The organism is Methylobrevis albus (assembly GCF_015904235.1).
Classification (GTDB): Bacteria; Pseudomonadota; Alphaproteobacteria; order Rhizobiales; family Pleomorphomonadaceae; genus Methylobrevis_A; species Methylobrevis_A albus.
In genome coordinates this window covers 16,285-37,153 of record NZ_JADZLT010000048.1, presented here as the reverse complement: position 1 = coordinate 37,153, position 20,869 = coordinate 16,285, and the positions used below count along the sequence as shown (strand labels likewise).

Genomic DNA, 20,869 nt, shown 5'->3' with positions numbered 1-20,869 from the left:
CGCCGGTGATCGGTCTACATTCGGACTGTAGAGAGATGTTCGCTGGCGCTCGTTTCTCTGCGGGACCGGGTTTCCGGTCCATCCGCGTTATCGCGGAGTTGCGGTCCTGACTTCAAAGGAGGAGAAGGCAACTTCTCCTCCTCTCTTTTTGAGAACAATTTCCTCAGTACACTAATATTTGCATGCAAATTGAATCAGGCTGGCGACGAATGCCCGCCCCTTGGTCAATTGCTCAATGGTGATGAACTCGTCGGCCTTGTGCGCCTCGCCGATCGAGCCCGGGCCGAGAATCACCGTCGGAATCCCGATCTCCGCGAACAGCCCGGCCTCGGTGCCATAGGCGACCTTGGCGTGGTCGTTGCGGCCCGCGAGCCGCTTCGCCATCCCGACGACCGGCGCCTCGACGTCGGTGTCGAGCCCCGGAAATCCCGAGGTCAGTTCGAAGACGATGCCGGTGCCCGGATCGCGCGCGTGCATTTCCGGCTCGAGGACCTCCTCGGCCAGCGCGACGATCCTTGCCAGCAGCGCATCGATGTCGACGAGGGGGAGGGCGCGGATCTCGAAGGTGAAGCTGCACTGGTCCGGCACGATGTTGAGCGCCGTGCCGCCGACTATGGTGCCGACGTGCGTCGTCGTCACCGGCACGTCGAACAGCTCGTCGCGGTCGCCGCCCGCGAGCTCGCGGCCGAGCGCGTGGATGCCGGCGATCAGCCGCGCCGCATATTCGACGGCGTTGACCCCCTCGGGCGCGAGCGACGAGTGGCAGGAGCGGCCGGTGACGGTGACGCGCAGCGAGCGCTTGGTCTTGTGCGCGACGACGACCTGCATGTCGGTCGGCTCGCCGACGAAGCAGGCGAGCGGCAGCACCGGCCGCCCGGCGAGTTCCGCGATCAGGCCGCGCACGCCGATGCAGCCGATCTCCTCGTCATAGGAAAAGGCGAGGTGGATCGGCCGGGCGAGCGGCGCCGCCACCATCTCGGGGACCAGCGCCAGGCAGCACGCCAGAAACCCCTTCATGTCGCAGGCGCCGCGCCCGTAGAGCCGGCCGTCCGCCTCGCGCAGCACGAAGGGATCGGAGGCCCAGACCTGCCCGTCCACCGGCACCACGTCGGTATGGCCGGACAGGATGTAGCCGGACACATCCGCCGGCCCGATCGTCGCAAAAAGGTTCGCCTTGCTGCCCGTCGCATCGAAGATGCGCTGCGCGGCGACGCCGTGGCGCGCGAGAAAGTCTTCGACGAAATCGATCAGCGCGAGATTGGAGTTGCGGCTCGTCGTGTCGAAGCGGACGAGCTCGCTGAGCAGGTCGATCGCGTCCTGTGGCCGTTGCTGCATGCCGGTCCGCCGGTTGGGGGAGAAAGGTCCGAGGCTTCCGCGGACCCTAGCTTCCGCCCGGCGCAGTGCAAGACCCTTCGCGCCTGAGCCCGCATCGAACCGCACCGGTCGCCACGCTTGGCCTGCCTAAAACAAGGGCATGCCGCACACGGCGGCGATCTTTACCATGGAATCGTTCCAGAGCCTCTTGACGATCAAAAAAATTGACCGGATGATCAAATCCAACGACCGGCGCCAAGCCGGCGGAACCGAGGTGGAACCGGTCGTCCCGGGGGCGGGGCGGCCATGAATGGCGAAGCGGCCGGCAGGTCGCGGCGATGCGGTCGGTGCGTTTCGCGCCGGCGGGCCGCCGTGTATGCGGGCCGGCGCCAGAGGAGGGGGTCGTCATGACCGAGCTCGCCGCAGCCGATACCGTGCCTTTCGAGACCGCGCCCGGCACCGCCGGCCCGGACATCCGCGGCCAACGTCTCGCCGCCGCGGACTACGCCCGCAACTTTTCCGACATGCACCCGCCGCTCGGCCGGCACGAGGCTCTGGTCGAGAGCGACCGCTGCTATTTCTGCTACGACGCGCCGTGCCAGACCGCCTGTCCGACCGGCATCGATATCCCGCTGTTCATCCGCAAGATCGGCACCGGCAACGTCGACGGCGCCGCGAGCACGATCTTCGAGGCGAACATCCTCGGCGGCATGTGCGCCCGCGTCTGCCCCACCGAGACCCTGTGCGAGGACGCCTGCGTCCGCCACACCGCCGAGGACCGGCCGGTGCGCATCGGCCTGCTGCAGCGCTACGCCACCGACCACTTCATGCAAGGGCACACCAGCTTCGGCACCCGCAAGGCGCCGACCGGCAAGCGCGTCGCGGTCGTCGGCGCCGGCCCCGCCGGCCTCTCCTGCGCCCATGCGCTGGCGAGCGAGGGTCACGACGTCACGATCTTCGACGCCCGCGGCAAGCCCGGCGGCCTCAACGAGCACGGCATTGCCGCCTACAAGGCGGTCGGCGATTTCGCCCAGGAAGAGGTCGACTTCATCCTCGGCATCGGCGGCATCACCCTGGAAGGCGGCAAGGCGCTCGGGCGCGATCTCGCGATCGAAACGCTCACCGCCGAATTCGATGCCGTCTTCCTCGGCGTCGGCCTGCAGGGCGTCAATGCGCTCGGTCTGTCCGGTGAAGCCGCGGCCGGCGTCGTCGACGCCGTCGCCTGGATCGAGGCGATGCGGCAGGCCGAGGACAAGGGCAACGTTCCCGTCGGCCGCCGCGTCGTCGTCATCGGCGGCGGCATGACGGCGGTGGATGCCGCGGTGCAGGCCAGGAAGCTCGGCGCCGAGGAGGTGACGATGGTCTACCGCCGCGGCGAGGCGGCGATGAACGCCAGCGCCTTCGAGCGCGAGGTCGCCCGCAACGCCGGCGTCGTGATCCGCACCTTCGCCCGCCCGGCCGAGTTGCACGTCGCGGCCGGCGCCGTCACCGGCATCAGCTTCGAGAAGACCGTGACCGACGCCGAGGGCCGCCTGACGGGCACCGGCGAGCGCTTCACGCTTGCCGCCGATCAGGTGATGAAGGCGATCGGCCAGAGCTTCGAGCCGGGCCCTCTCGGCACCATCGGTCTCGAAGACGGCCGCATCGCCGTCGATGCCGCGTTCCGGACCACGAACGCGAAGGTCTGGGCCGGCGGCGACTGCGTGCCCGCCGGGGAAGATCTCACCGTCGTCGCCGTGGAGCACGGCAAGCGCGCCGCCCGTTCCATCAACGCCGCCCTGAAGGCTTGAGGAGGTTCGTCATGGCCGACCTTTCCACGAATTTCCTCGGCATCCGCTCGCCGAACCCGTTCTGGCTCGCCTCGGCGCCGCCGACCGACAAGCAGTACAACGTCGAGCGCGCCTTCCGCGCCGGCTGGGGCGGCGTCGTCTGGAAGACGCTGGGCGAGGACGGCCCGCCGGTGGTCAACGTCAACGGCCCGCGCTACGGCGCGATCCACGGCGCCGACCGCCGCCTGCTCGGCCTCAACAACATCGAGCTGATCACCGACCGGCCCCTCGAGGTGAACCTCCGCGAGATCGCCGAGGTGAAGAAGAACTGGCCCGACCGGGCGATGATCGTCTCGATCATGGTGCCGTGCGAGGAGCAGGCCTGGAAGGCGATCCTGCCGCTGGTCGAGGCGACCGGCGCCGACGGCATCGAGCTCAACTTCGGCTGCCCGCACGGCATGTCCGAGCGCGGCATGGGCTCGGCGGTGGGGCAGGTGCCGGAATACATCGAGATGGTCGCGCGCTGGTGCAAGCAGACGACGCGCATGCCCGTCATCGTCAAGCTGACGCCGAACATCACCGACATCCGCTATCCCGCCCGCGCGGCGAAAAAGGGCGGCGCCGACGCGGTGTCGCTGATCAACACCATCTCGTCGATCATCTCGGTCGATCTCGACAGCTTCTCGCCGACCCCGTCGATCGACGGCCGCGGCAGCCACGGCGGCTATTGCGGCCCGGCGGTGAAGCCGATCGCGCTCAACATGGTGGCCGAGATCGCCCGCGACGCTGAAACCCGCGGCCTGCCGATTTCCGGCATTGGCGGCATCACGACGTGGCGTGACGCGGCGGAGTACATCGCGCTCGGCTGCGGCACGGTGCAGGTCTGTACCGCCGCGATGACCTACGGCTTCAAGATCGTGCAGGAGATGATCGACGGCCTCTCGGCCTACATGGACGAGAAGGGCTTCCGGACGATCGAGGATTTCCGCGGCCGCGCGGTGCCCAACGTCACCGACTGGCAGTATCTCAACCTCAACTACATAGCCAAGGCGCGCATCGACCAGGACGCCTGCATCAAGTGCGGCCGCTGCCACATCGCCTGCGAGGACACCTCGCACCAGGCGATCACCAGCATGGTCGACGGCAAGCGCCACTTCGAGGTGATCGACGCCGAATGCGTCGGCTGCAACCTCTGCGTCTCGGTCTGCCCGGTCGAGAACTGCATCACGATGGAGGAGATGGTCGCCGGCACCGATCCGCGCACCGGCCGGCCGGTGTCGCCCGACTATGCCAACTGGACGACGCACCCGAACAACCCGATGGCACGCGTCGCCGCGGAGTAGGGCGGCGGAGCCTCAGGGCAACAGGTCGCGCGTCAGCCGCATCGTGAAGAACACGATGCAGTTCGGCCCGCGGTTCCAGCCCTTCACCGCGCCGCTCACCACGACGCTCTGCGTCGTCGCGGTGATCGTCGAGGGCGACTGCGAGGTGATCCGCATCATCGGGTCGAAGCTGTCGAGGCGATCGCTGATGTGGACGTTCCAGACCTTCTCGAAGGTCGAGCCGATGCGGCCGTCGTTCTTCTGGAAGCCTTCGGACGAATGGCCGTCGAAGTGGAAGGTCAGGATGGTGTTGTCGCCGTTGGTCGAGCCGGCGACCGGCGTCAGGTACGTGCCGACGAAGAACTGCTTGTCGGGAGTTTCGCCGGTGCAGCCGCTGACCCGCGTGATGGTGCCGCCGCCCTTGAAGACGACGTCGGTGCTGGCCGCCTGCGCCGGCAGGGCGGCGAGGGCGAGGCAGAGGCCCGAAAGGGCGGCTGCGGTCTTCATGGGAACGTCCTTCGAGTCATCAATCGGCGTATAGCCTGCATGAAGGGTCTTTAGGTTCGATGTATGGCGCCGCCAACATTTTCCCCATGCGCCCGGCCGCCGCCGGTGCGGCTCGCCGCGCCGCGTACGGCTCGGCCGGCTCAGCGGGGCAGGATGCCGCGAAACAGGATCTGGTCCACCGTCTCCCGCGCCCGCTCGAAGGTCGCCGCGTCGGTGGCGACGCCGCGGCCGGTGACCGCCTGGATCTGGGTGTCGAAGTCGGCGTAGTGCTGCGTCATCGCCCAGATCATGAAGATGAGATGCACCGGGTCCACGGCGGCGAGCTTTCCGGCGGCGATCCAGCCGGCGAGCACGGCGGCCTTGGCGTCGACGATCTCCTTCAGGTCGGTGGCGAGCAGCGGCCCCAGCATCGGCGCCCCCTGCAGCACCTCGTTGGCGAACAGCCGCGACTCCATCGGCGCATCACGCGACAGCGCCAGCTTCTGTCCGACATAGGCGCGGATCTCGGCCTCCGGCTCGCCGTCCGGGTCGAGCGCGCCGAGCGGCGTCAGCCAGTTCTCCAGCGTGCGGGTCAGCACGGCGACGTAGATGTCCTGCTTGCGCCGGAAGTAGTAGAGCAGGTTCGGCTTCGACATGCCGGCGCGCTCGGCGATCTGGTCGACGGTGGCGCCGCGAAAGCCGAAGCTCGAGAACACGTCCAGCGCCGCGTCGAGGATGCGTTCCTCGTTCTCGATCTGGATTCGGGTGCGCTTCTTGCTCTGGCTGGCGCGGGCGGAATTCTCGGTGAGCATCGGCGCCTCAGTTCCCCACGCGTGCAGCGGTCCGGTCCGTATTCCTGCGATCGGCCTGCCGCAAAAAAGCGCTTGAGGCCATATTGGGCATCCAATAGCCTTATGTTGACCGATCAGTCAGGATTTTTGCAAGTGCTTGCGGTCAGATGCGTTTCGGGCACGGCCGCGCGCCACGACCGGAAGGCGTCCGGCCCTCTGCGGCGTGGCCATCGGGCGCTCCCTGCCTGCCGCGGCGCGCCCTGCCGAGTGCCGGTTCCGACTGACCAGACATACCCGGGAGCCTCCGATGGCCGATAGCCGCAACACCGCCAACAATCTCGACGCCTTCTGGATGCCGTTCACGGCAAACCGGCAGTTCAAGCAGGATCCCCGCCTGCTCGTCTCGGCCAAGGGCATGTATTACACGAGCTCCGACGGCCGGAAGGTGCTCGACGGCACCGCCGGGCTCTGGTGCGTCAACGCCGGCCACGCGCGGCCGAAGATCGTCGAGGCGGTCGCCAACCAGATCGGCGAGCTCGACTACGCCCCGGCCTTCCAGATGGGCCATCCGAAGGTGTTCGAGCTCGCCTCGCGCCTCACCGCGATGATGCCGAGCCCGCTCGACCACGTCTTCTTCACCAACTCCGGCTCCGAATCGGTCGAGACGGCGCTGAAGATCGCGCTCGCCTACCAGCGCGTGAAGGGCAACGGCGCCAAGACCCGGCTGATCGGCCGCGAGCGCGGCTATCACGGCGTCAACTTCGGCGGCATCTCGGTCGGCGGCATCGTCACCAACCGCAAGATGTTCGGCACGCTGCTCGGCGGCGTCGACCACATCCGCCACACCCACGATCTCGCCCGCAACGCCTTCTCGCGCGGCGTGCCGGAGTACGGCGCCGAGTTCGCCGACGAGCTCGAGCGCGTCATCCTGCTGCACGACGCCTCGACGGTCGCGGCCGTGATCATCGAGCCGGTCGCCGGCTCCACCGGCGTGCTGATCCCGCCGAAGGGCTACCTGCAGCGCATCCGCGAGATCTGCGACAAGTACGACGTGCTGCTGATCTTCGACGAGGTCATCACCGGCTTCGGCCGCCTCGGCACGCCGTTCGCGGTCGACTATTTCGGCGTGATGCCGGACCTCGTCGTCACCGCCAAGGGCATCTCCAACGGTGTCGTGCCGATGGGCGCCGTCTTCGCCCAGAAGAAGATCTACGACGCCTTCATGACCGGGCCGGAGCACCTGATCGAGTTCTTCCACGGCTATACCTATTCCGGCCACCCGCTCGCCTGCGCCGCGGCGCTCGCCACCCTCGACACCTATGCCGAGGAAGGGCTGCTGACGAAGGGCGCCATGGACGGCGACGAGCCGGGCGACGGCAAGGGCCTCGGCACCTACTGGCAGACGGCGCTGCATTCGCTGCGCGGCATGCCGCACGTCATCGACATCCGCAACATCGGCCTCGTCGGCGCGATCGAGCTGGAGCCGATCCCCGGCCAGCCGACCAAGCGCGCCTTCACCGCCTTCCTGAAGGCCTACGAGAAGGGGGTGCTGATCCGCACCACCGGCGACATCATCGCCCTGTCGCCGCCGCTGATCGTCGAGAAGGAGCACATCGACGAGATCGTCGCGACGCTGGCGATGATCCTGAAGGATCTCGCCTGACCTGACTGGACCCGCGGCCGCCCCGCAGCGGCCGCCTCTTCCCGACGCCCGGAGTACCCGTCGATGACCACCCCGCTCTCCAACCTGCGCGTCAACGGCGACCGGCTGTGGGACAGCCTGATGGAGATGGCGAAGATCGGCCCGGGCGTGCGCGGCGGCAACAATCGCCAGACGCTGACCGATGCCGACCGCGACGGCCGCCTGCTGTTCAAGGCTTGGGCCGAGGACGCCGGCTGCACGGTGGCCGTCGACAGCATGGGCAACATGTTCGCGACGCGTCCCGGCACCGATCCGGAGGCGCTGCCCGTGATGGTCGGCAGCCACCTCGACACCCAGCCGACGGGCGGCAAGTTCGACGGCGTACTCGGCGTGCTGGGGGCCCTCGAAGTCGTCCGCAGCCTCAACGACCTCGGCATCCGCACCAAACACCCGGTCGAGGTGGTGAACTGGTCGAACGAGGAGGGCACGCGCTTTGCCCCCGCCATGCTCGCCTCCGGCGTCTTCGCCGGCGTGCACGACGAGACCTGGGCCAAGGGCCGCACCGACGCAAAAGGTCTTTCGTTCGGCGACGAGCTGAAGCGGATCGGCTTCGAGGGCGAGGAGCCGGTCGGCACCCGCAAGCTCGCCGCGCTGCTCGAACTCCACATCGAGCAGGGGCCGATCCTCGAGGCGGAAGGCAAGGACATCGGCGTCGTCACGCACGGGCAGGGGCTCTGGTGGCTGCAGGTGACGCTGACCGGAAAGGACAGCCACACCGGCTCGACCCCGATGCCGATGCGCCGCAACGCCGGCCTCGGCATGGCGCGGCTGACCGAGCTGGTGCACACCATCGCCATGGCCAACCAGCCCGCCGCGGTCGGCGCCATCGGCCACGTCGAGGTCTATCCCAACTCGCGCAACGTCATCCCCGGCAAGGTGGTCTTCACCGTCGACTTCCGCTCGCCGGATCTCGGCACGCTGAACGGCATGAAGGCCCGCTTCGAGGAAGAAGCGCCGAAGATCGCCGAGGCACTCGGCCTCGGCCTCACGATCGAGGTCTCTGGGCACTTCGACCCCGTCGCCTTCGACGAGACACTGCTCGGCCGCATCCGTGCCGGCGCCGACCGGCTGGGCTATTCGCACCGCGACATCATTTCCGGCGCCGGCCACGACGCCTGCTGGATCAATCGCCTCGCCCCGACCGCGATGATCTTCTGCCCCTGCGTCGACGGGCTCAGCCACAACGAGGACGAGGACATCTCGAAGGAATGGGCGACGGCCGGCACCGACGTGCTGCTGCACGCGGTGATCGAGACGGCGGGAGTGGTGGAAGGGTAGGGCGGAGGGGCTTGCGCCCATCCCTCCCCCTCGTGGGGAGGGTGGCCCGGCCGAAGGCCGGGTCGGGAAGGGTAGCAGCCGCGCCTCGATTCGCGGAGAGGCCGTAACCCCTCCCGGCTCGCTGCGCTCGCCACCCTCCCCACGAGGGGGAGGGATGTCGCCGACCGGTCCGCCTGCGCCAGCCGCCACCACGCAACACCAGGTCAGAAGAACACCAGGGGACAGCGACATGTCGAAAGTCATCAAGGGCGGCACCATCGTCGCCGCGGACCGCACCTACGAGGCCGACATCCTGATCGAGGGCGAGACGATCGCCGCGATCGGCCCGAATCTCGTCGGCGACGAGGTGATCGACGCGACGGACGCGTTCATCATGCCGGGCGGCATCGACCCGCACACCCACCTGCAGATGCCGTTCATGGGCACCACCGCCGCCGAGACCTTCGAGAGCGGCACCATGGCCGCGATCTCCGGCGGCACCACCACCGTGGTCGACTTCGTGATCCCCGACGGCCCGGACGGCTCGCTGATCGCCGCGCTCGACGCCTGGGAGGGCCGGGCGAAGCCGCAGGTGGTGGCCGACTATTCGTTCCACATGTGCATCGTCGGCTGGAACGAGAGGATCTTCGAGGAAATGCAGGCCGTCGTCGGCCGCGGCGTCAACACCTTCAAGCACTTCATGGCCTACAAGGGCGCGCTGATGGTCAACGACGACGAGATGTTCGCGTCGTTCTCGCGCTGCGCCGCGCTCGGCGCGCTGCCGCTCGTCCACGCCGAGAACGGCGACGTCGTCGCCGCCTTGCAGCAGAAGTTTCTCGCCGATGGCGTCACCGGCCCCGAGGGCCACGCCTTCTCGCGCCCGCCGGAAGTGGAGGGCGAGGCGACCAACCGGGCGATCATGATCGCGGATGCCGCCGGCGTGCCGGTCTATATCGTGCACGTCTCCTGCGAGCAGAGCCACGAGGCGATCCGCCGGGCGCGGCAGAAGGGCATGCGCGTCTACGGCGAGCCGCTGGTGCAGCATCTCACCCTCGACGAGGGCGAGTACTTCAACGCCGACTGGGACTACGCCGCCCGCCGCGTGATGAGCCCGCCGTTCCGCAACAAGGCGCATCAGGACAGCCTGTGGGCCGGCCTGTCGTCCGGCTCGCTGCAGGTCGTCGCCACCGACCACTGCGCCTTCACTACGGCGCAGAAGCGCATGGGCCTCGGCGACTTCACCCGCATCCCGAACGGCACCGGCGGGCTCGAGGACCGCATGCCGGTGCTCTGGACCAGGGGCGTCACCACGGGCCGCATCACGCCGAACGAGTTCGTCGCCGCGACCTCCACCAACATCGCCCAGATCCTCAACATCTACCCGCAGAAGGGCGCGATCCTGCCCGGCTCCGACGCCGACCTCGTCGTCTGGGACCCGAAGAAGACGAAGACGATCAGTGCCGCGGGCCAGCGCTCGATCATCGACTACAACGTCTTCGAGGGCGTCGAGGTCACCGGCCTGCCGCGCTACACGATCTCGCGTGGCGAGATCGTCTGGAAGGACGGCCAGAACGAGGCGGTGCCCGGCCGCGGCAAGTTCGTCGCGCGGAGGCCCTTCCCGGCGGTGAACAAGGCGCTTTCGACCTGGAAGGCGCTCACCGCGCCGCGGCTGGTGACGCGCGATCCGAAGCTGATGCCGGTGGGTGTGTGAAGGCCAAGCGCCGGGCGCGGGGCTCACCCCTCACCCTGTCCCTCTCCCGCAAGGGGAGAGGGGACGATCGGCGATAGAGCGTGCCTAAACACGCCCGCCCCACCGGCCGAAGCGCTGATGTGACGACGAGCACCGCAACCTGCGTCCCCTCTCCCCTTGTGGGAGAGGGACAGGGAGAGGGGTAAGGCCCCACGGAACACCGCATGACGATGGCACTGCAAAAAGACGCCCCGACAAAACCCTCCGTGGTCTCGATCCGCGACCTCTCGCTCACTTTCGAGACGGGCGACGGGCCGGTGCACGCGCTCTCGCACATCGACCTCACCATCGAGAAGGGCGACTTCGTCTCTTTCATCGGCCCGTCCGGCTGCGGCAAGACCACGCTGCTCCGCGTCATCGCCGACCTCGAGCGCCAGACCGCCGGCTCGATCACCGTCAACGGCACCACGCCGGAACAGGCCCGCCTCGACCGCGCCTACGGCTACGTCTTCCAGGCCGCCGCGCTCTATCCCTGGCGCACCATCGCGAAGAACGTCGCGCTGCCGCTGGAGATCATGGGGCTCTCAAAGGCCGAGCAGCAGGCGCGGGTGGCGAAAAACCTCGCGCTGGTCAACCTCGCCGGCTTCGAGAACAAGTATCCCTGGCAGCTTTCCGGCGGCATGCAGCAGCGCGCCTCGATCGCCCGCGCGCTGGCCCTGGAGCCCGACCTCCTTCTGATGGACGAGCCCTTCGGCGCCCTCGACGAGATCGTCCGCGACCACCTCAACGAGCAGCTGCTGCAGCTCTGGGCGAAGACGGCCAAGACCGTGGTCTTCGTCACCCACTCGATCCCCGAGGCGGTCTACCTCTCCTCGAAGATCGTGGTGATGAGCCCGCGCCCCGGCCGAATCGAGGACGTGATCGTCTCCGACCTGCCGCGCGACCGCGGCCTCGACATCCGCGAGACCCCGGGGTTCCTCAAGCTCGCGCACCGCGTGCGCGAGGGTCTTCGCGCGGGGCACTCCTATGAGGATTGAGGCGGCCGCCATCCCCAGCCGCAGGGCCGCCCGCGTCCCTCCCCCGCGTGGGGAGGGTGGCCCGGCCACAGGCCGGGTCGGGAGGGGTGGGGCGTCTCACCCCCCGCTTTCCTTTCGGTCGTCATCCCCGCGAAAGCGGGGATCCAACTTTCCGCAGGGGCGGACTGTCTGCCCATGCCGCGGTCTATCCACGAACGCCTCTCCCGCGGAAAGTTGGATCCCCGCTTTCGCGGGGATGACGGCGAAGGCGGACTTGAGGGTGGACAAGCTATTTCCGTCTCGGGGTGGGGCGGGGGGCTCGGCGATGGACTCTACCGAGCAGGTCAAGGCCTCTCACCCCCCGCTTTCCTCTCGGTCGTCATCCCCGCGAACGCGGGGATCCAACTCTCCGCGGGGGCGGACTGTCTGCCCATGCCGCGGTCCATCCACGAACGCCTCTCCCGCGGATCGTTGGATCCCCGCTTTCGCGGGGATGACGACGAAGGCGGACTTGAGGGTGGACAAGCTATTTCCGTCTCGGGGTGGGGCGGGGAACTCGGCGATGGACTCTACGGAGCAGGGCAAGACCTCTCACCCCCCGCTTTCCTCTGGGTCGTCATCCCCGCAAACGCGGGGATCCAACTCACCAAGGGGGCGGACTGTCTGCCCATGCGGCGGTCCATCCACCAACGCCTCTCCCGTGGAATGTTGGATCCCCGCTTTCGCGGGGATGACGACGAAGGGGGACTTGAGGGTGGACAGGCTATTTCCGTCTCGGGGTGGGGCGGGGGGCTCGGCGATGGACTCTACCGAGCAGGGCAAGGCCTCTCACCCCCCGCTTTCCTCTCGGTCGTCATCCCCGCGAACGCGGGGATCCGACTCTCCGCGGGGGCGGACTGTCTGCCTATGCCGCGGTCTAGCCACGAACGCCTCTCTCGCGGAGAGTTGGATCCCCGCGTTCGCGGGGATGACGATTGAGAGGGACGTTCCTCCCCACAAGGGGGAGGGACGTTCCCCCTCACCCCTTCACCACCCCATCCAGCTCCGGCAGCAGCACGACGCTCTCCTGCTCGTTCGGGTCCGTGCGCGCGATCACGGCCACGGCCGGCTGGTCGGAGAGGTTCGCCGGCAGGTGCGGCACGCCGGCGGGGATGTAGAACATGTCGCCCGCGCGCACGATGATGTGCTGCGCGAGGCCCTCGCCGTACCAGGTGTGCGCCTCGCCGGCGAGCATGTAAATCGCGGTCTCGTGGTTCTCGTGCAGATGCGCCTTGGCGCGCCCGCCCGGCGGAATCTCCAGCAGGTGCATGCAGATGCCCTTGGCGCCGACCGACTGGGCGGTGATGCCCTCGAGATAATCGAACCCCTGCTTGCCGGCGTAGGTGGAGGTGCCCGGGCGGATCAGGCGGCAGTCGGCGGTCATGGTGCGCTCTCCCTCGCTGGCGCCGCAAAGCTCCCGGCGGCGCTCGAACGGAGTGTGATGCGATGACCGCGGCGGCCGTCAACCCCGTTCGCGCGCCGCGCGGCACCGGCTGGATCATGGGCCACGCCGTGCCGGTGCTCGCCGTGCTCGCGGCGATCGTCGTGGTCTGGTACGCCGGGGCGATCTTCCTCAACACGCCGGTGCAGCGCGACATGTTCGCCCGTGCCGGCGTCACCGACTACGGCTTTGCCGACCTCGCCGCCGCGACGCTGTCGCAGGAGCGCCCCGTGCTGCCGGCGCCGCACCAGGTCGCGGCCGATTTCTGGAAGTGGACCTTCGCCACCGCGCCGACCTCGAAGCGCAGCCTCGTCTACCACGGCTGGATCACGCTCTCCTCGACCCTCGCCGGCTTCATCGCCGGCACGCTGCTCGGCATCCTGATTGCGGTTGCCGTCGTGCACAGCCGCACCCTCGACAAGAGCCTGATGCCCTGGGTGGTCGCCTCGCAGACCATCCCGATCCTCGCGCTGGCGCCGATGATCATCGTGGTGCTCAACGCGGTCGGCATCACCGGCCTGATGCCAAAGGCGGCGATCTCGACCTACCTCTCGTTCTTCCCCGTCGCCGTCGGCATGGTGAAGGGGCTGCGCTCGCCGGACGTGATCAACCTCGACCTGATGCGCACCTATTCGGCGACGCCGGCCGAGGTGCTGTGGAAGCTCAGGCTGCCGTCCTCGGTGCCGTTCCTGTTCACCTCGATGAAGGTGGCGATCGCCGCCAGCCTCGTCGGCGCCATCGTCGGCGAACTGCCGACCGGCGCCGTCGCCGGCCTCGGCGCCCGCCTGCTCGCCGGCTCCTACTACGGCCAGACCGTGCAGATCTGGTCGGCCCTCGTCGCCGCCTCGCTGCTCGCGGCCATGCTGATCGCCATCGTGTCGCTGGCCGAAAAGCTGGTGCTGGCGCGGATGGGGGTGCGGCCATGACCGCCGCCGCCCGGCCGAAGATCCCGCTGCTGCTCCTCGTCACCATCGCGGCGGGCCTCGGCGCGCTGGTGCTGGTCGCGCTCGGCCATTCGGCCGCCGAGCGCAACCTGATCCTGCTCTGCCTGCTGCTCCCCGTCGCCGCCCGCGCCGGACTTCGCCTCGGCGGCAGCGGCACCGGCCTCGTCGTGCTCGGCGCCGCCTCCGTCGCCGCCCTCGGCTGGCTGGTCTGGACGATGCCCGCCGCCCGCGCCGGCTTCACACCGGCGTTCTGGCTGCTCGTCCTCGGCGCCTGGACGCTCGGCTGGCAGACCTGCGCGGCGCTGTCGGCGGCGCGCCCGCGCGGCCTTGCGCTGCAGCGCCTCGTCGGCGTCGCCGTGCCGCTGCTGTTCGGCGCCTGGCTGCTGCTGTTCTGGGAGCTCGCCTGCCGCGGCTTCGCCATTCCGCAGGTGCTGCTGCCGGCGCCGAGCCAGGTGTGGGCGCGGATCCTCTCCGACTGGCCGACGCTTCTCGCCGATTTCCGCCAGACCTTCCTGCAGTCGGTGCTGATCGGTTACGCCATCGGCTGCGGCAGCGGCTTCCTCGCGGCGCTCGCCATCGACCGGGTGCCATTCCTGAAGCGCGGGCTGCTCCCCGTCGGCAACCTCGTCTCGGCGCTGCCCATCGTCGGCGTCGCGCCGATCATGGTGATGTGGTTCGGCTTCGACTGGCCGTCGAAGGCCGCCGTCGTGGTGATCATGACCTTCTTCCCGATGCTGGTGAACACCATCGCCGGCCTCGACGCCGCCGGCCGCATGGAGCGCGACCTGATGCGCACCTATGCGGCGAGCCACGGCCAGGCACTGACCAAGCTGCGTCTGCCCGCCGCGATGCCCTTCGTGTTCAATGCCCTCAAGATCAACTCGACGCTGGCGCTGATCGGCGCCATCGTGGCCGAGTTCTTCGGCACGCCCACGGTGGGCATGGGCTTTCGCATTTCGACCGAGGTCGGCCGCATGGCGATCGACATGGTCTGGGCCGAGATCGCCGTCGCGGCGCTCGCCGGCTCGCTGTTCTACGGTTTCGTCAGCCTCGTCGAGCGGCTGGTGACGTTCTGGCACCCGTCCTTCCGCGCGCGGTAGGGCGGGGGCCCAAATCAGAGAGGGGAACAACAATGAAGCGCATTCTGGCTCTTTCGACCGGCCTTGCGACGCTGCTCGCCGCCGCCCCGGCTTTTTCGGCCGACAGCGTCACGCTGCAGCTGAAGTGGGTCACCCAGGCCCAGTTCGCCGGCTACTACGTGGCAAAAGACAAGGGCTTCTACGAGGAGGAGGGCCTCGACGTCACCATCAAGGCCGGCGGCCCCGACATCGCCCCGCCGCAGGTGATCGCCGGCGGCGGCGCCGACGTCGTCGTCGACTGGATGCCCTCCGCGCTCGCCAGCCGCGAGAAGGGCGTGCCGCTGGTCAACATCGCCCAGCCGTTCAAGACCTCGGGCATGATGCTGACCTGCCTGAAGGAGACCGGCATCACCAAGCCGGAGGACTTCAAGGGCAAGACCCTCGGCGTCTGGTTCTTCGGCAACGAGTATCCGTTCCTCTCCTGGATGGCGACGCTCGGCATCCCGACCGCCGGCGGCGCCGACGGCGTCACCGTCCTGAAGCAGGGCTTCAACGTCGACCCGCTGATCCAGAAGCAGGCCGCCTGCATCTCGACGATGACCTACAACGAATACTGGCAGGTCATCGACGCCGGCATCACGCCGGAAGAGCTGGTCGTCTTCAAGTACGAGGAGCAGGGCGTCGCCACGATGGAGGACGGCCTCTACGTGCTCGAATCCAACCTCGAGGACCCGGCCTTCGTCGACAAGATGGCGAAGTTCGTCCGCGCCTCGATGAAGGGCTGGGCCTACGCCCGCGAGAACACCGAGGAAGCCGCCGGCATCGTGCTCGAAAACGACGAGACCGGCGCGCAGACCGAGGCGCACCAGGTGCGCATGATGGGCGAGATCAACAAGCTCACCGAAGGTTCCGACGGCACCCTCGACCCGGCCGACTACGAGCGCACCGTCAAGATCCTGCTCGGCGGCGGCTCCGACCCCGTGATCACCAAGACCCCGGAAGGCGCCTGGAGCCACGCGGTCACCAACAAGCTCTGAGCCGGTTGCGCAAATTCGGACGTTGGGAGGCCCCGGGCGACCGGGGCCTCTTCTCGTTTGGCGGGGGGGGAGGGCGTTCCCGCGAGCCGCGCCGCCTGCCTCTCGAAGGGTGTTCCGTGGGCCCCCGTGGGTGGTCCGCGGGTTCACGAGACAAGTGCAACATCTGCTAAGGTGTTGCTGCGATGGGACAATGCTATGACCAGCTCTCGCTTCGGGAGCGGATGACGATCGACCTTTTGCTGAGCGAAGGTCTGTCGCAGAGCCAGATCGCGATCCGGCTGGGCCGGTCGCGGTCGACGATCAGTCGGGAGGTCCGGCGCAATGCCCGGCCGACCAAGCGGTGGAGGGGGGCCTACGACGGGGCTCGGGCCGACGGGCTGGCGGCGCGGCGCCGGAAATGGGATGCCCGCTTCAAGCTGGCGCGCCAGCCGGATCTGGCGGCCGAGGTCAAGCGACGCCTTGCGATGGGACTGTCACCCGAGCAGGTCGCCGGCCGGCTGGCGCGCGAAAACGGTCGCACGATCGTCAGCCACGAGTCCATCTATCGCTTCATCGCCCATCGCTCGCGCTGCCGGGATCCGTCCTGGCGACGGCTGCTGCACCGCGCGACCCGCCGACGCGGCCATCCCAAGCCGCGCGGCGGCAGCCTCGTCCACCTGATGAAGCACCGCGTTTCCATCACCTTGCGCCCGCCCGCCGTCGCCGGAAGGACCGAGCCGGGTCACTGGGAGGGCGACCTCATGACCTTCCGGCGCAACCGGCAGTCCGTCCTCGTCCTCCATGAACGGGTCTCGCGCTTCACCCTCGCCTGGCGCATCCCCGACAAGAGCGCGGCAACCATCGCCGACCGTCTCACGGCATTCTTCCGCACCCTGCCACCCTCGCTGGGGCGCTCGGTCACCTTCGACAACGGCGGCGAGTTCGCCCACCACTATCGCCTCGCCGAGAGCTGCGGCGTCGCCACCTACTTCTGCGATGCCCACGCACCCTGGCAAAAGGGCGGCATCGAAAATGCCATCGGGCGCCTCAGACGAGCACTGCCGTCCAAGACCGACCTCGACGCCATTCCCCCACACCACCTCCAAGCCGCAGTCACCGCCTACAACGCCACACCGCGCAAGGTTCTCGCCTACGCAGCCGCCGACGAGGTATTCTCAAGCCTCAACAATGGTGCACTTCAAACGTGACTCCTGCGTCCGCCTGCGCGGACCATGACAACCAAAAGATGTGTTCAGGGTTTGCCACAGCGGCCGGGCCACTTGAAAAGAAACAGAAATTTTGTCTTGGTCCGCGCAGGCGGACCATTCACGAGGCGGCCGGGCGGAGTGTTCACGGCTTGTTTTTGCTCCTGAAGCCGCGCGGCAAAACGAGAACCAGCAGCAACCCACGGCCCCTCCACCGTCTTTGCCGGGCTTGACCCGGCAACCCAATGGCCTCGCAGCGATCAATGATCCCTCCGAAGAACATCGAGGTTTCCCGCCAGCGACCTCGCGCGCCGCGCCGCGAGTGGGTCGCCGGGTCAAGCCCGGCGAAGACGGGGTGAGAGGTTGTGGTTCCTGGACCGCGCCCTGCCGCCCGATGGCTGCGCAGGCCGGTATCAAGACCGCCCCGATCACGATCCGGTGCCCCGCTTCCGGTCCCCCCGCCGCGCAGGCTAAGCTCCATCCCAACCGCAGCCGATAGACGCGCGGATCTGGAGGATGGGTGTGACGACGCCGACGACCAAAAACCCGGCCCGGCCGATGAGCCGGCGCGAGACGCTGGCGCTCGGCGCCACGGCGGCCGCGTTTGCCGCCTGGCCTGCTCCCGCCCGCGCCCGCATCGAAGGGCCGACCCTCGCCGAGGAAATCGCCGCCTTCGCCGGGGCGGCGACGCCGCAGGAAGGCTCGCTCGTGCTCGAGGTCGAGCCCGCGGTCGAGGACGGCTACAACGTGCCCGTCCGGCTCGCGGTGGAGCAGTCGTTCGGCGACGGCCGCTTCGTCACGGCGATGGTGCTGCTCGCCCCCGAAAACCCGCTCGTCCGCGTCGCGACGTTCCACTTCACCCGCCTCAGCGGCGCCGCCGACGTCACCACCCGCATCCGCGTCGCGCGCGACCAGACGCTGACGGCGCTGGCAAAACTCTCCGACGGCACGGTGCTCACGGCTTCAAGGCCGATCGCGGTCACCGTCGGGGGCTGCGACGCGACATGAGCGGCGAACCGAGGGTCAAGCTGCCGGCCACGGCCCGGCCCGGCGACGTCGTCCGCATCCGCACGCTGCTCGGCCACCGCATGGAGTCGGGCTTCCGCCGCGGCGACGACGGCGCGCGGGTGCCGCGCGACATCGTCAACCGCTTCGAATGCCGCTTCGAGGGCGAACTGGTGTTCGCCTGCGACCTCGCCCCGGCGATGGCGGCGAACCCGTTCCTCGAATTCTCCGCCCGCGTCGAGCGCGCCGGCCGCTTCAGCTTTCTCTGGATCGACGACGCCGGCGTGCGCACCACGGCGACGGCCGACATCGCCCTCGCCGACACGGGGGCCGACGCCCCGGCGCCGTAGTCGCACCCGGGCAGAAGTTCCCGAATTCCACTGGTCGATCTCCGCCGCCCGGGCGTAGAGTTTTTTGCAGCGGCGGCACGCGACGTCGCCGACGAAGGGCAATCCGGCCGCGACGAGCCGGGCCCTCAGGAGGGGGAACGCAATGAGGCTTCATTCGGCGGCCGCGCTCGCGGCGCTGGTCCTGTTGCCGTGCGCGGCGCCGGCGTTTGCCGGACCGGCTTCGGCCTCCGGCGACGACCGTATCGCCTATCTCGCCGGCACCTGCGGCCTCTGCCACGGCCCGGCCGCCAACGCCGAGATCCCGGCGCTCGCCGGCCGCAGCGCGGACGAGGTCGCGACGCTGCTCGGCGACTACCGCGAGCAGCGCCTGCCGAGCCCGGTCATGCACGCCGTGACCAGCGGCCTCGACGACCCGACGCTGGCGGCCCTCGCCGCCTACGTCGTCGCGCATCCTTGAGCGGGGAGGGGACACGGATGACCATTCACCGCCGCGATCTGCTGAAAGCCCTGGCGACGGGCGCCGCCACCCTCGCCGCCCCCGCCGTTGCCCGCGGGCAGGCCCGCCCGCGCATCGTCATCGTCGGCGGCGGCGCCGGCGGCGCGACCCTCGCGGTGACGCTGGCGCGGGCGCACCCGGGCGCGTTCGACATCGTCCTGATCGAGCAGGACGAGCGCTACGTCACCTGCTTCTTCTCGAACCTCTACCTCGGCGGCCTCGCCAGCTTCGAATCCCTCGGCCACGGCTACGGCGGGCTCGCCGGCCTCGGCATCGAGCTCGTCACCGAGCGGGCGACCAGCATCGACCGCGACCGCCGCAGCGTCGCGACGCCAAGCCGGCCGGCGATCGCCTACGACCGGCTGGTGGTCGCCCCCGGCGTCGAGCTCGACTACGCCTCGGTGCCCGGCTACTCGGCGGAGGCGGCCGAGCTGCTGCCGCACGCCTGGAAGGCCGGGCCGCAGACCCGGCTCCTGAAGGCGCAGCTCGATGCGGTCGAGGATGGCGGCACCATCGTCATGCTCGCCCCGCCCAACCCCTTCCGCTGCCCGCCCGGCCCCTACGAGCGCATCTCCATGATGGCCTACGCGCTGCAGCAGTCGGGCCGCAGCAAGGCGCGCATCGTCGTGCTCGATGCGAAAGAGAAATTCTCCAAGCAGGCGCTGTTCATGGAAGGCTGGCAGCGCCACTACCCCGGCATGGTCGAGTGGCTGCCGCCCTCGGTCCACGGCGGCATCGACCATATCGACGTCAACACCCGCACCGTCGTCGCCGACCTCGACAGCTTCACCGGCGCGCTCGTCAACGTCATCCCGGCGCAGAAGGCCGGGATCACGGCGCAGCAGGCCGGCCTCGTCGACGAGAGCGGCTGGTGCCCGGTCGACGCCGCCTCGATGCGCTCGACCCTCGACGCCGCCGTCTTCGTGCTCGGCGACGCCTCGAAGGCCGGCGACATGCCGAAGTCGGCCTTCGCCGCCTCGAGCCAGGCGAAGGTCGCGGCAACCGCGATCGCCGCCGACCTGATCGGCCGGCCGACGATCGAACCGCGCTACTTCAACACCTGCTGGAGCCGGATCACCGCCGAGGACTGCGTCAAGGTGGGCGCGCTCTACCTGCCGGCCGAGGGCAAGATCACCACCACGGCCGACTTCGTCAGCCAACCCGGCGAACCGGATGCAGAGCGCGCCGCCGCCGCGCGGGAGAGCGAGGCGTGGTACGGCGCGATCACGGCGGGGATGTTCGCGACCTGAGCAAGGGGGCGCCGCGCGTCCTCGATCCCGGGGCCTTGAACGGCAAACTCAAAAAGGTCTTGAAGTGCCGGGAACAGGCTCGCGGTTTGCTAAGCAAGTGGAGAATTGATCATCAAATCTGGCTCAATCCGTTCTCCAGGCTTTCCCTTGATACTTCCCATTTGGAAATAGGATTTTCTCCAGCAGCTGTGGCGGACAGTTCCGTTGCGTACTTGTAGATATTGTTCTCATTGAATTCCTCTTCGATTTTATTGAGAATAAGTATCTGATTTGTGAATATAAACCGTTCGCCTGCAGGATGGATTGGCCACCACTCGATAAACACGGCATCTTCCGGATTGGGTAGTGCTGTGACGAGCGCGCCAGTTTGTCCAGAGATTGCTCTCATAAGACCTTCTCGCCATTGGCGAGTATATTTCTCTCTCGTCCAATAAGATATTGGTGCATAGAATCGCTCAGAGTGATGATTTAGAGTCAGAAACCCCTGATAGACCTCCCGACCTTCAAATCGGACGGGGTCGTTTTCGAGACGAATAGAAAACATGGCCGTCATCCGATCCTGAAAGCAACGATCTGATTGGGAGAAGGGCGATAGCGGTTTCTCGATGAAATCCGCGCGAGCCGACAGCGCCCCGCCTCGAACGCGAAAAGGCCGGGTCTGATCGACCCGGCCTCTTCTGCATCACTGGAAAAAAGC

The 20,869-nt window shown here is 68.4% G+C and carries 19 protein-coding genes; 14 read left to right on the top strand and 5 right to left on the bottom strand.

Annotation, left to right across the window (positions count from 1 at the left end; all coding sequences use genetic code 11):
- Positions 1–171: 171 nt before the first annotated feature.
- Positions 172–1,335, bottom strand: coding sequence for an acetylornithine deacetylase (gene argE / locus I5731_RS07080; protein WP_197310672.1), 1,164 nt, complete (start codon positions 1,333–1,335; stop codon positions 172–174).
- A 386-nt stretch (positions 1,336–1,721) separates the two neighbouring features.
- On the opposite strand from argE, the gene I5731_RS07075 reads away from it, so the two are divergent.
- Both I5731_RS07075 and preA read left to right on the top strand, forming a co-directional pair.
- On the top strand, positions 1,722–3,104 hold the full coding sequence (locus tag I5731_RS07075; protein ID WP_197310671.1) for an NAD(P)-dependent oxidoreductase: 1,383 nt from the start codon (positions 1,722–1,724) through the stop codon (positions 3,102–3,104).
- Positions 3,105–3,115: 11 nt separating this feature from the next.
- A complete protein-coding gene (preA, locus tag I5731_RS07070) occupies positions 3,116–4,426 on the top strand; it encodes an NAD-dependent dihydropyrimidine dehydrogenase subunit PreA (protein ID WP_197310670.1) in 1,311 nt (436 codons plus the stop codon).
- A 12-nt stretch (positions 4,427–4,438) separates the two neighbouring features.
- On the opposite strand, the gene I5731_RS07065 is transcribed toward preA, so the two are convergent.
- The gene (locus I5731_RS07065; RefSeq protein WP_197310669.1) at positions 4,439–4,912 is read right to left on the bottom strand and encodes a hypothetical protein; all 474 of its coding nucleotides are present in this window, start codon (positions 4,910–4,912) and stop codon (positions 4,439–4,441) included.
- 140 nt (positions 4,913–5,052) lie between these two features.
- A complete protein-coding gene (gene rutR / locus I5731_RS07060; RefSeq protein WP_197310668.1) occupies positions 5,053–5,703 on the bottom strand; it encodes an HTH-type transcriptional regulator RutR in 651 nt (216 codons plus the stop codon).
- A gap of 286 nt (positions 5,704–5,989) precedes the next feature.
- On the opposite strand from rutR, the gene I5731_RS07055 reads away from it, so the two are divergent.
- From I5731_RS07055 to I5731_RS07040, 4 genes are all read left to right on the top strand, one after another.
- Entirely contained in the window at positions 5,990–7,345 is a 1,356-nt protein-coding gene (locus I5731_RS07055) for an aspartate aminotransferase family protein (RefSeq protein WP_197310667.1), read from the top strand.
- 63 nt (positions 7,346–7,408) lie between these two features.
- Complete coding sequence (locus tag I5731_RS07050; RefSeq protein WP_197310666.1) at positions 7,409–8,662, top strand: Zn-dependent hydrolase; 1,254 nt, start codon at positions 7,409–7,411, stop codon at positions 8,660–8,662.
- Between the two features lie 229 nt (positions 8,663–8,891).
- Positions 8,892–10,352 (top strand): dihydropyrimidinase, encoded by a 1,461-nt coding sequence (gene hydA, locus I5731_RS07045; protein ID WP_197310665.1) that lies wholly within the window; start codon positions 8,892–8,894, stop codon positions 10,350–10,352.
- Positions 10,353–10,561: 209 nt separating this feature from the next.
- Entirely contained in the window at positions 10,562–11,368 is an 807-nt protein-coding gene (locus I5731_RS07040; RefSeq protein ID WP_197310664.1) for an ABC transporter ATP-binding protein, read from the top strand.
- 997 nt (positions 11,369–12,365) lie between these two features.
- Here the strand turns inward: I5731_RS07040 and I5731_RS07035 are convergent.
- Positions 12,366–12,770: a cupin domain-containing protein gene (locus I5731_RS07035; protein ID WP_197310663.1), complete on the bottom strand. Its 405-nt coding sequence runs from the start codon at positions 12,768–12,770 to the stop codon at positions 12,366–12,368.
- Between the two features lie 62 nt (positions 12,771–12,832).
- Here I5731_RS07035 and I5731_RS07030 point away from each other — a divergent pair, with 62 nt between their 5' ends.
- The 8 genes from I5731_RS07030 to I5731_RS06995 all read left to right on the top strand — a co-directional run bounded on the left by I5731_RS07030 (position 12,833) and on the right by I5731_RS06995 (position 20,172).
- Positions 12,833–13,753 carry an ABC transporter permease gene (locus I5731_RS07030; protein ID WP_197310662.1) on the top strand — a complete coding sequence of 307 codons (921 nt, stop codon included), beginning with the start codon at positions 12,833–12,835 and terminating at the stop codon, positions 13,751–13,753.
- The gene (locus I5731_RS07025; RefSeq protein WP_197310661.1) at positions 13,750–14,871 is read left to right on the top strand and encodes an ABC transporter permease; all 1,122 of its coding nucleotides are present in this window, start codon (positions 13,750–13,752) and stop codon (positions 14,869–14,871) included. The genes I5731_RS07030 and I5731_RS07025 overlap by 4 nt, the downstream gene beginning before the upstream one ends.
- 32 nt (positions 14,872–14,903) lie before the next feature.
- Complete coding sequence (locus I5731_RS07020) at positions 14,904–15,887, top strand: ABC transporter substrate-binding protein (RefSeq protein WP_197310660.1); 984 nt, start codon at positions 14,904–14,906, stop codon at positions 15,885–15,887.
- A 182-nt stretch (positions 15,888–16,069) separates the two neighbouring features.
- Complete coding sequence (locus tag I5731_RS07015) at positions 16,070–17,074, top strand: IS30 family transposase (RefSeq protein WP_268926563.1); 1,005 nt, start codon at positions 16,070–16,072, stop codon at positions 17,072–17,074.
- A gap of 519 nt (positions 17,075–17,593) precedes the next feature.
- Positions 17,594–18,079 (top strand): thiosulfate oxidation carrier protein SoxY, encoded by a 486-nt coding sequence (locus I5731_RS07010; protein WP_197310658.1) that lies wholly within the window; start codon positions 17,594–17,596, stop codon positions 18,077–18,079.
- Positions 18,076–18,426, top strand: a complete 351-nt coding sequence (soxZ, locus tag I5731_RS07005) for a thiosulfate oxidation carrier complex protein SoxZ (protein ID WP_197310657.1) — start codon at positions 18,076–18,078, stop codon at positions 18,424–18,426. Before I5731_RS07010 ends, soxZ begins: the two co-directional genes overlap by 4 nt.
- A 142-nt stretch (positions 18,427–18,568) precedes the next feature.
- The gene (locus I5731_RS07000; protein WP_197310656.1) at positions 18,569–18,883 is read left to right on the top strand and encodes a c-type cytochrome; all 315 of its coding nucleotides are present in this window, start codon (positions 18,569–18,571) and stop codon (positions 18,881–18,883) included.
- 17 nt (positions 18,884–18,900) lie between these two features.
- Positions 18,901–20,172: an FCSD flavin-binding domain-containing protein gene (locus I5731_RS06995; RefSeq protein WP_197310655.1), complete on the top strand. Its 1,272-nt coding sequence runs from the start codon at positions 18,901–18,903 to the stop codon at positions 20,170–20,172.
- A gap of 112 nt (positions 20,173–20,284) precedes the next feature.
- Here the strand turns inward: I5731_RS06995 and I5731_RS06990 are convergent, their stop codons facing one another.
- On the bottom strand, positions 20,285–20,725 hold the full coding sequence (locus I5731_RS06990; RefSeq protein ID WP_197310654.1) for a hypothetical protein: 441 nt from the start codon (positions 20,723–20,725) through the stop codon (positions 20,285–20,287).
- Positions 20,726–20,869: the final 144 nt, after the last annotated feature.

Coding starts and splice junctions, on each gene's coding strand:
- argE (WP_197310672.1), bottom strand. CDS start 1,335: ATGCAGCAACGGCCACAGGACGCGATCGACCTGCTCAGCGAGCTCGTC.
- I5731_RS07075 (WP_197310671.1), top strand. CDS start 1,722: ATGACCGAGCTCGCCGCAGCCGATACCGTGCCTTTCGAGACCGCGCCC.
- preA (WP_197310670.1), top strand. CDS start 3,116: ATGGCCGACCTTTCCACGAATTTCCTCGGCATCCGCTCGCCGAACCCG.
- I5731_RS07065 (WP_197310669.1), bottom strand. CDS start 4,912: ATGAAGACCGCAGCCGCCCTTTCGGGCCTCTGCCTCGCCCTCGCCGCC.
- rutR (WP_197310668.1), bottom strand. CDS start 5,703: ATGCTCACCGAGAATTCCGCCCGCGCCAGCCAGAGCAAGAAGCGCACC.
- I5731_RS07055 (WP_197310667.1), top strand. CDS start 5,990: ATGGCCGATAGCCGCAACACCGCCAACAATCTCGACGCCTTCTGGATG.
- I5731_RS07050 (WP_197310666.1), top strand. CDS start 7,409: ATGACCACCCCGCTCTCCAACCTGCGCGTCAACGGCGACCGGCTGTGG.
- hydA (WP_197310665.1), top strand. CDS start 8,892: ATGTCGAAAGTCATCAAGGGCGGCACCATCGTCGCCGCGGACCGCACC.
- I5731_RS07040 (WP_197310664.1), top strand. CDS start 10,562: ATGGCACTGCAAAAAGACGCCCCGACAAAACCCTCCGTGGTCTCGATC.
- I5731_RS07035 (WP_197310663.1), bottom strand. CDS start 12,770: ATGACCGCCGACTGCCGCCTGATCCGCCCGGGCACCTCCACCTACGCC.
- I5731_RS07030 (WP_197310662.1), top strand. CDS start 12,833: ATGACCGCGGCGGCCGTCAACCCCGTTCGCGCGCCGCGCGGCACCGGC.
- I5731_RS07025 (WP_197310661.1), top strand. CDS start 13,750: ATGACCGCCGCCGCCCGGCCGAAGATCCCGCTGCTGCTCCTCGTCACC.
- I5731_RS07020 (WP_197310660.1), top strand. CDS start 14,904: ATGAAGCGCATTCTGGCTCTTTCGACCGGCCTTGCGACGCTGCTCGCC.
- I5731_RS07015 (WP_268926563.1), top strand. CDS start 16,070: ATGGGACAATGCTATGACCAGCTCTCGCTTCGGGAGCGGATGACGATC.
- soxZ (WP_197310657.1), top strand. CDS start 18,076: ATGAGCGGCGAACCGAGGGTCAAGCTGCCGGCCACGGCCCGGCCCGGC.
- I5731_RS07000 (WP_197310656.1), top strand. CDS start 18,569: ATGAGGCTTCATTCGGCGGCCGCGCTCGCGGCGCTGGTCCTGTTGCCG.
- I5731_RS06995 (WP_197310655.1), top strand. CDS start 18,901: ATGACCATTCACCGCCGCGATCTGCTGAAAGCCCTGGCGACGGGCGCC.
- I5731_RS06990 (WP_197310654.1), bottom strand. CDS start 20,725: ATGACGGCCATGTTTTCTATTCGTCTCGAAAACGACCCCGTCCGATTT.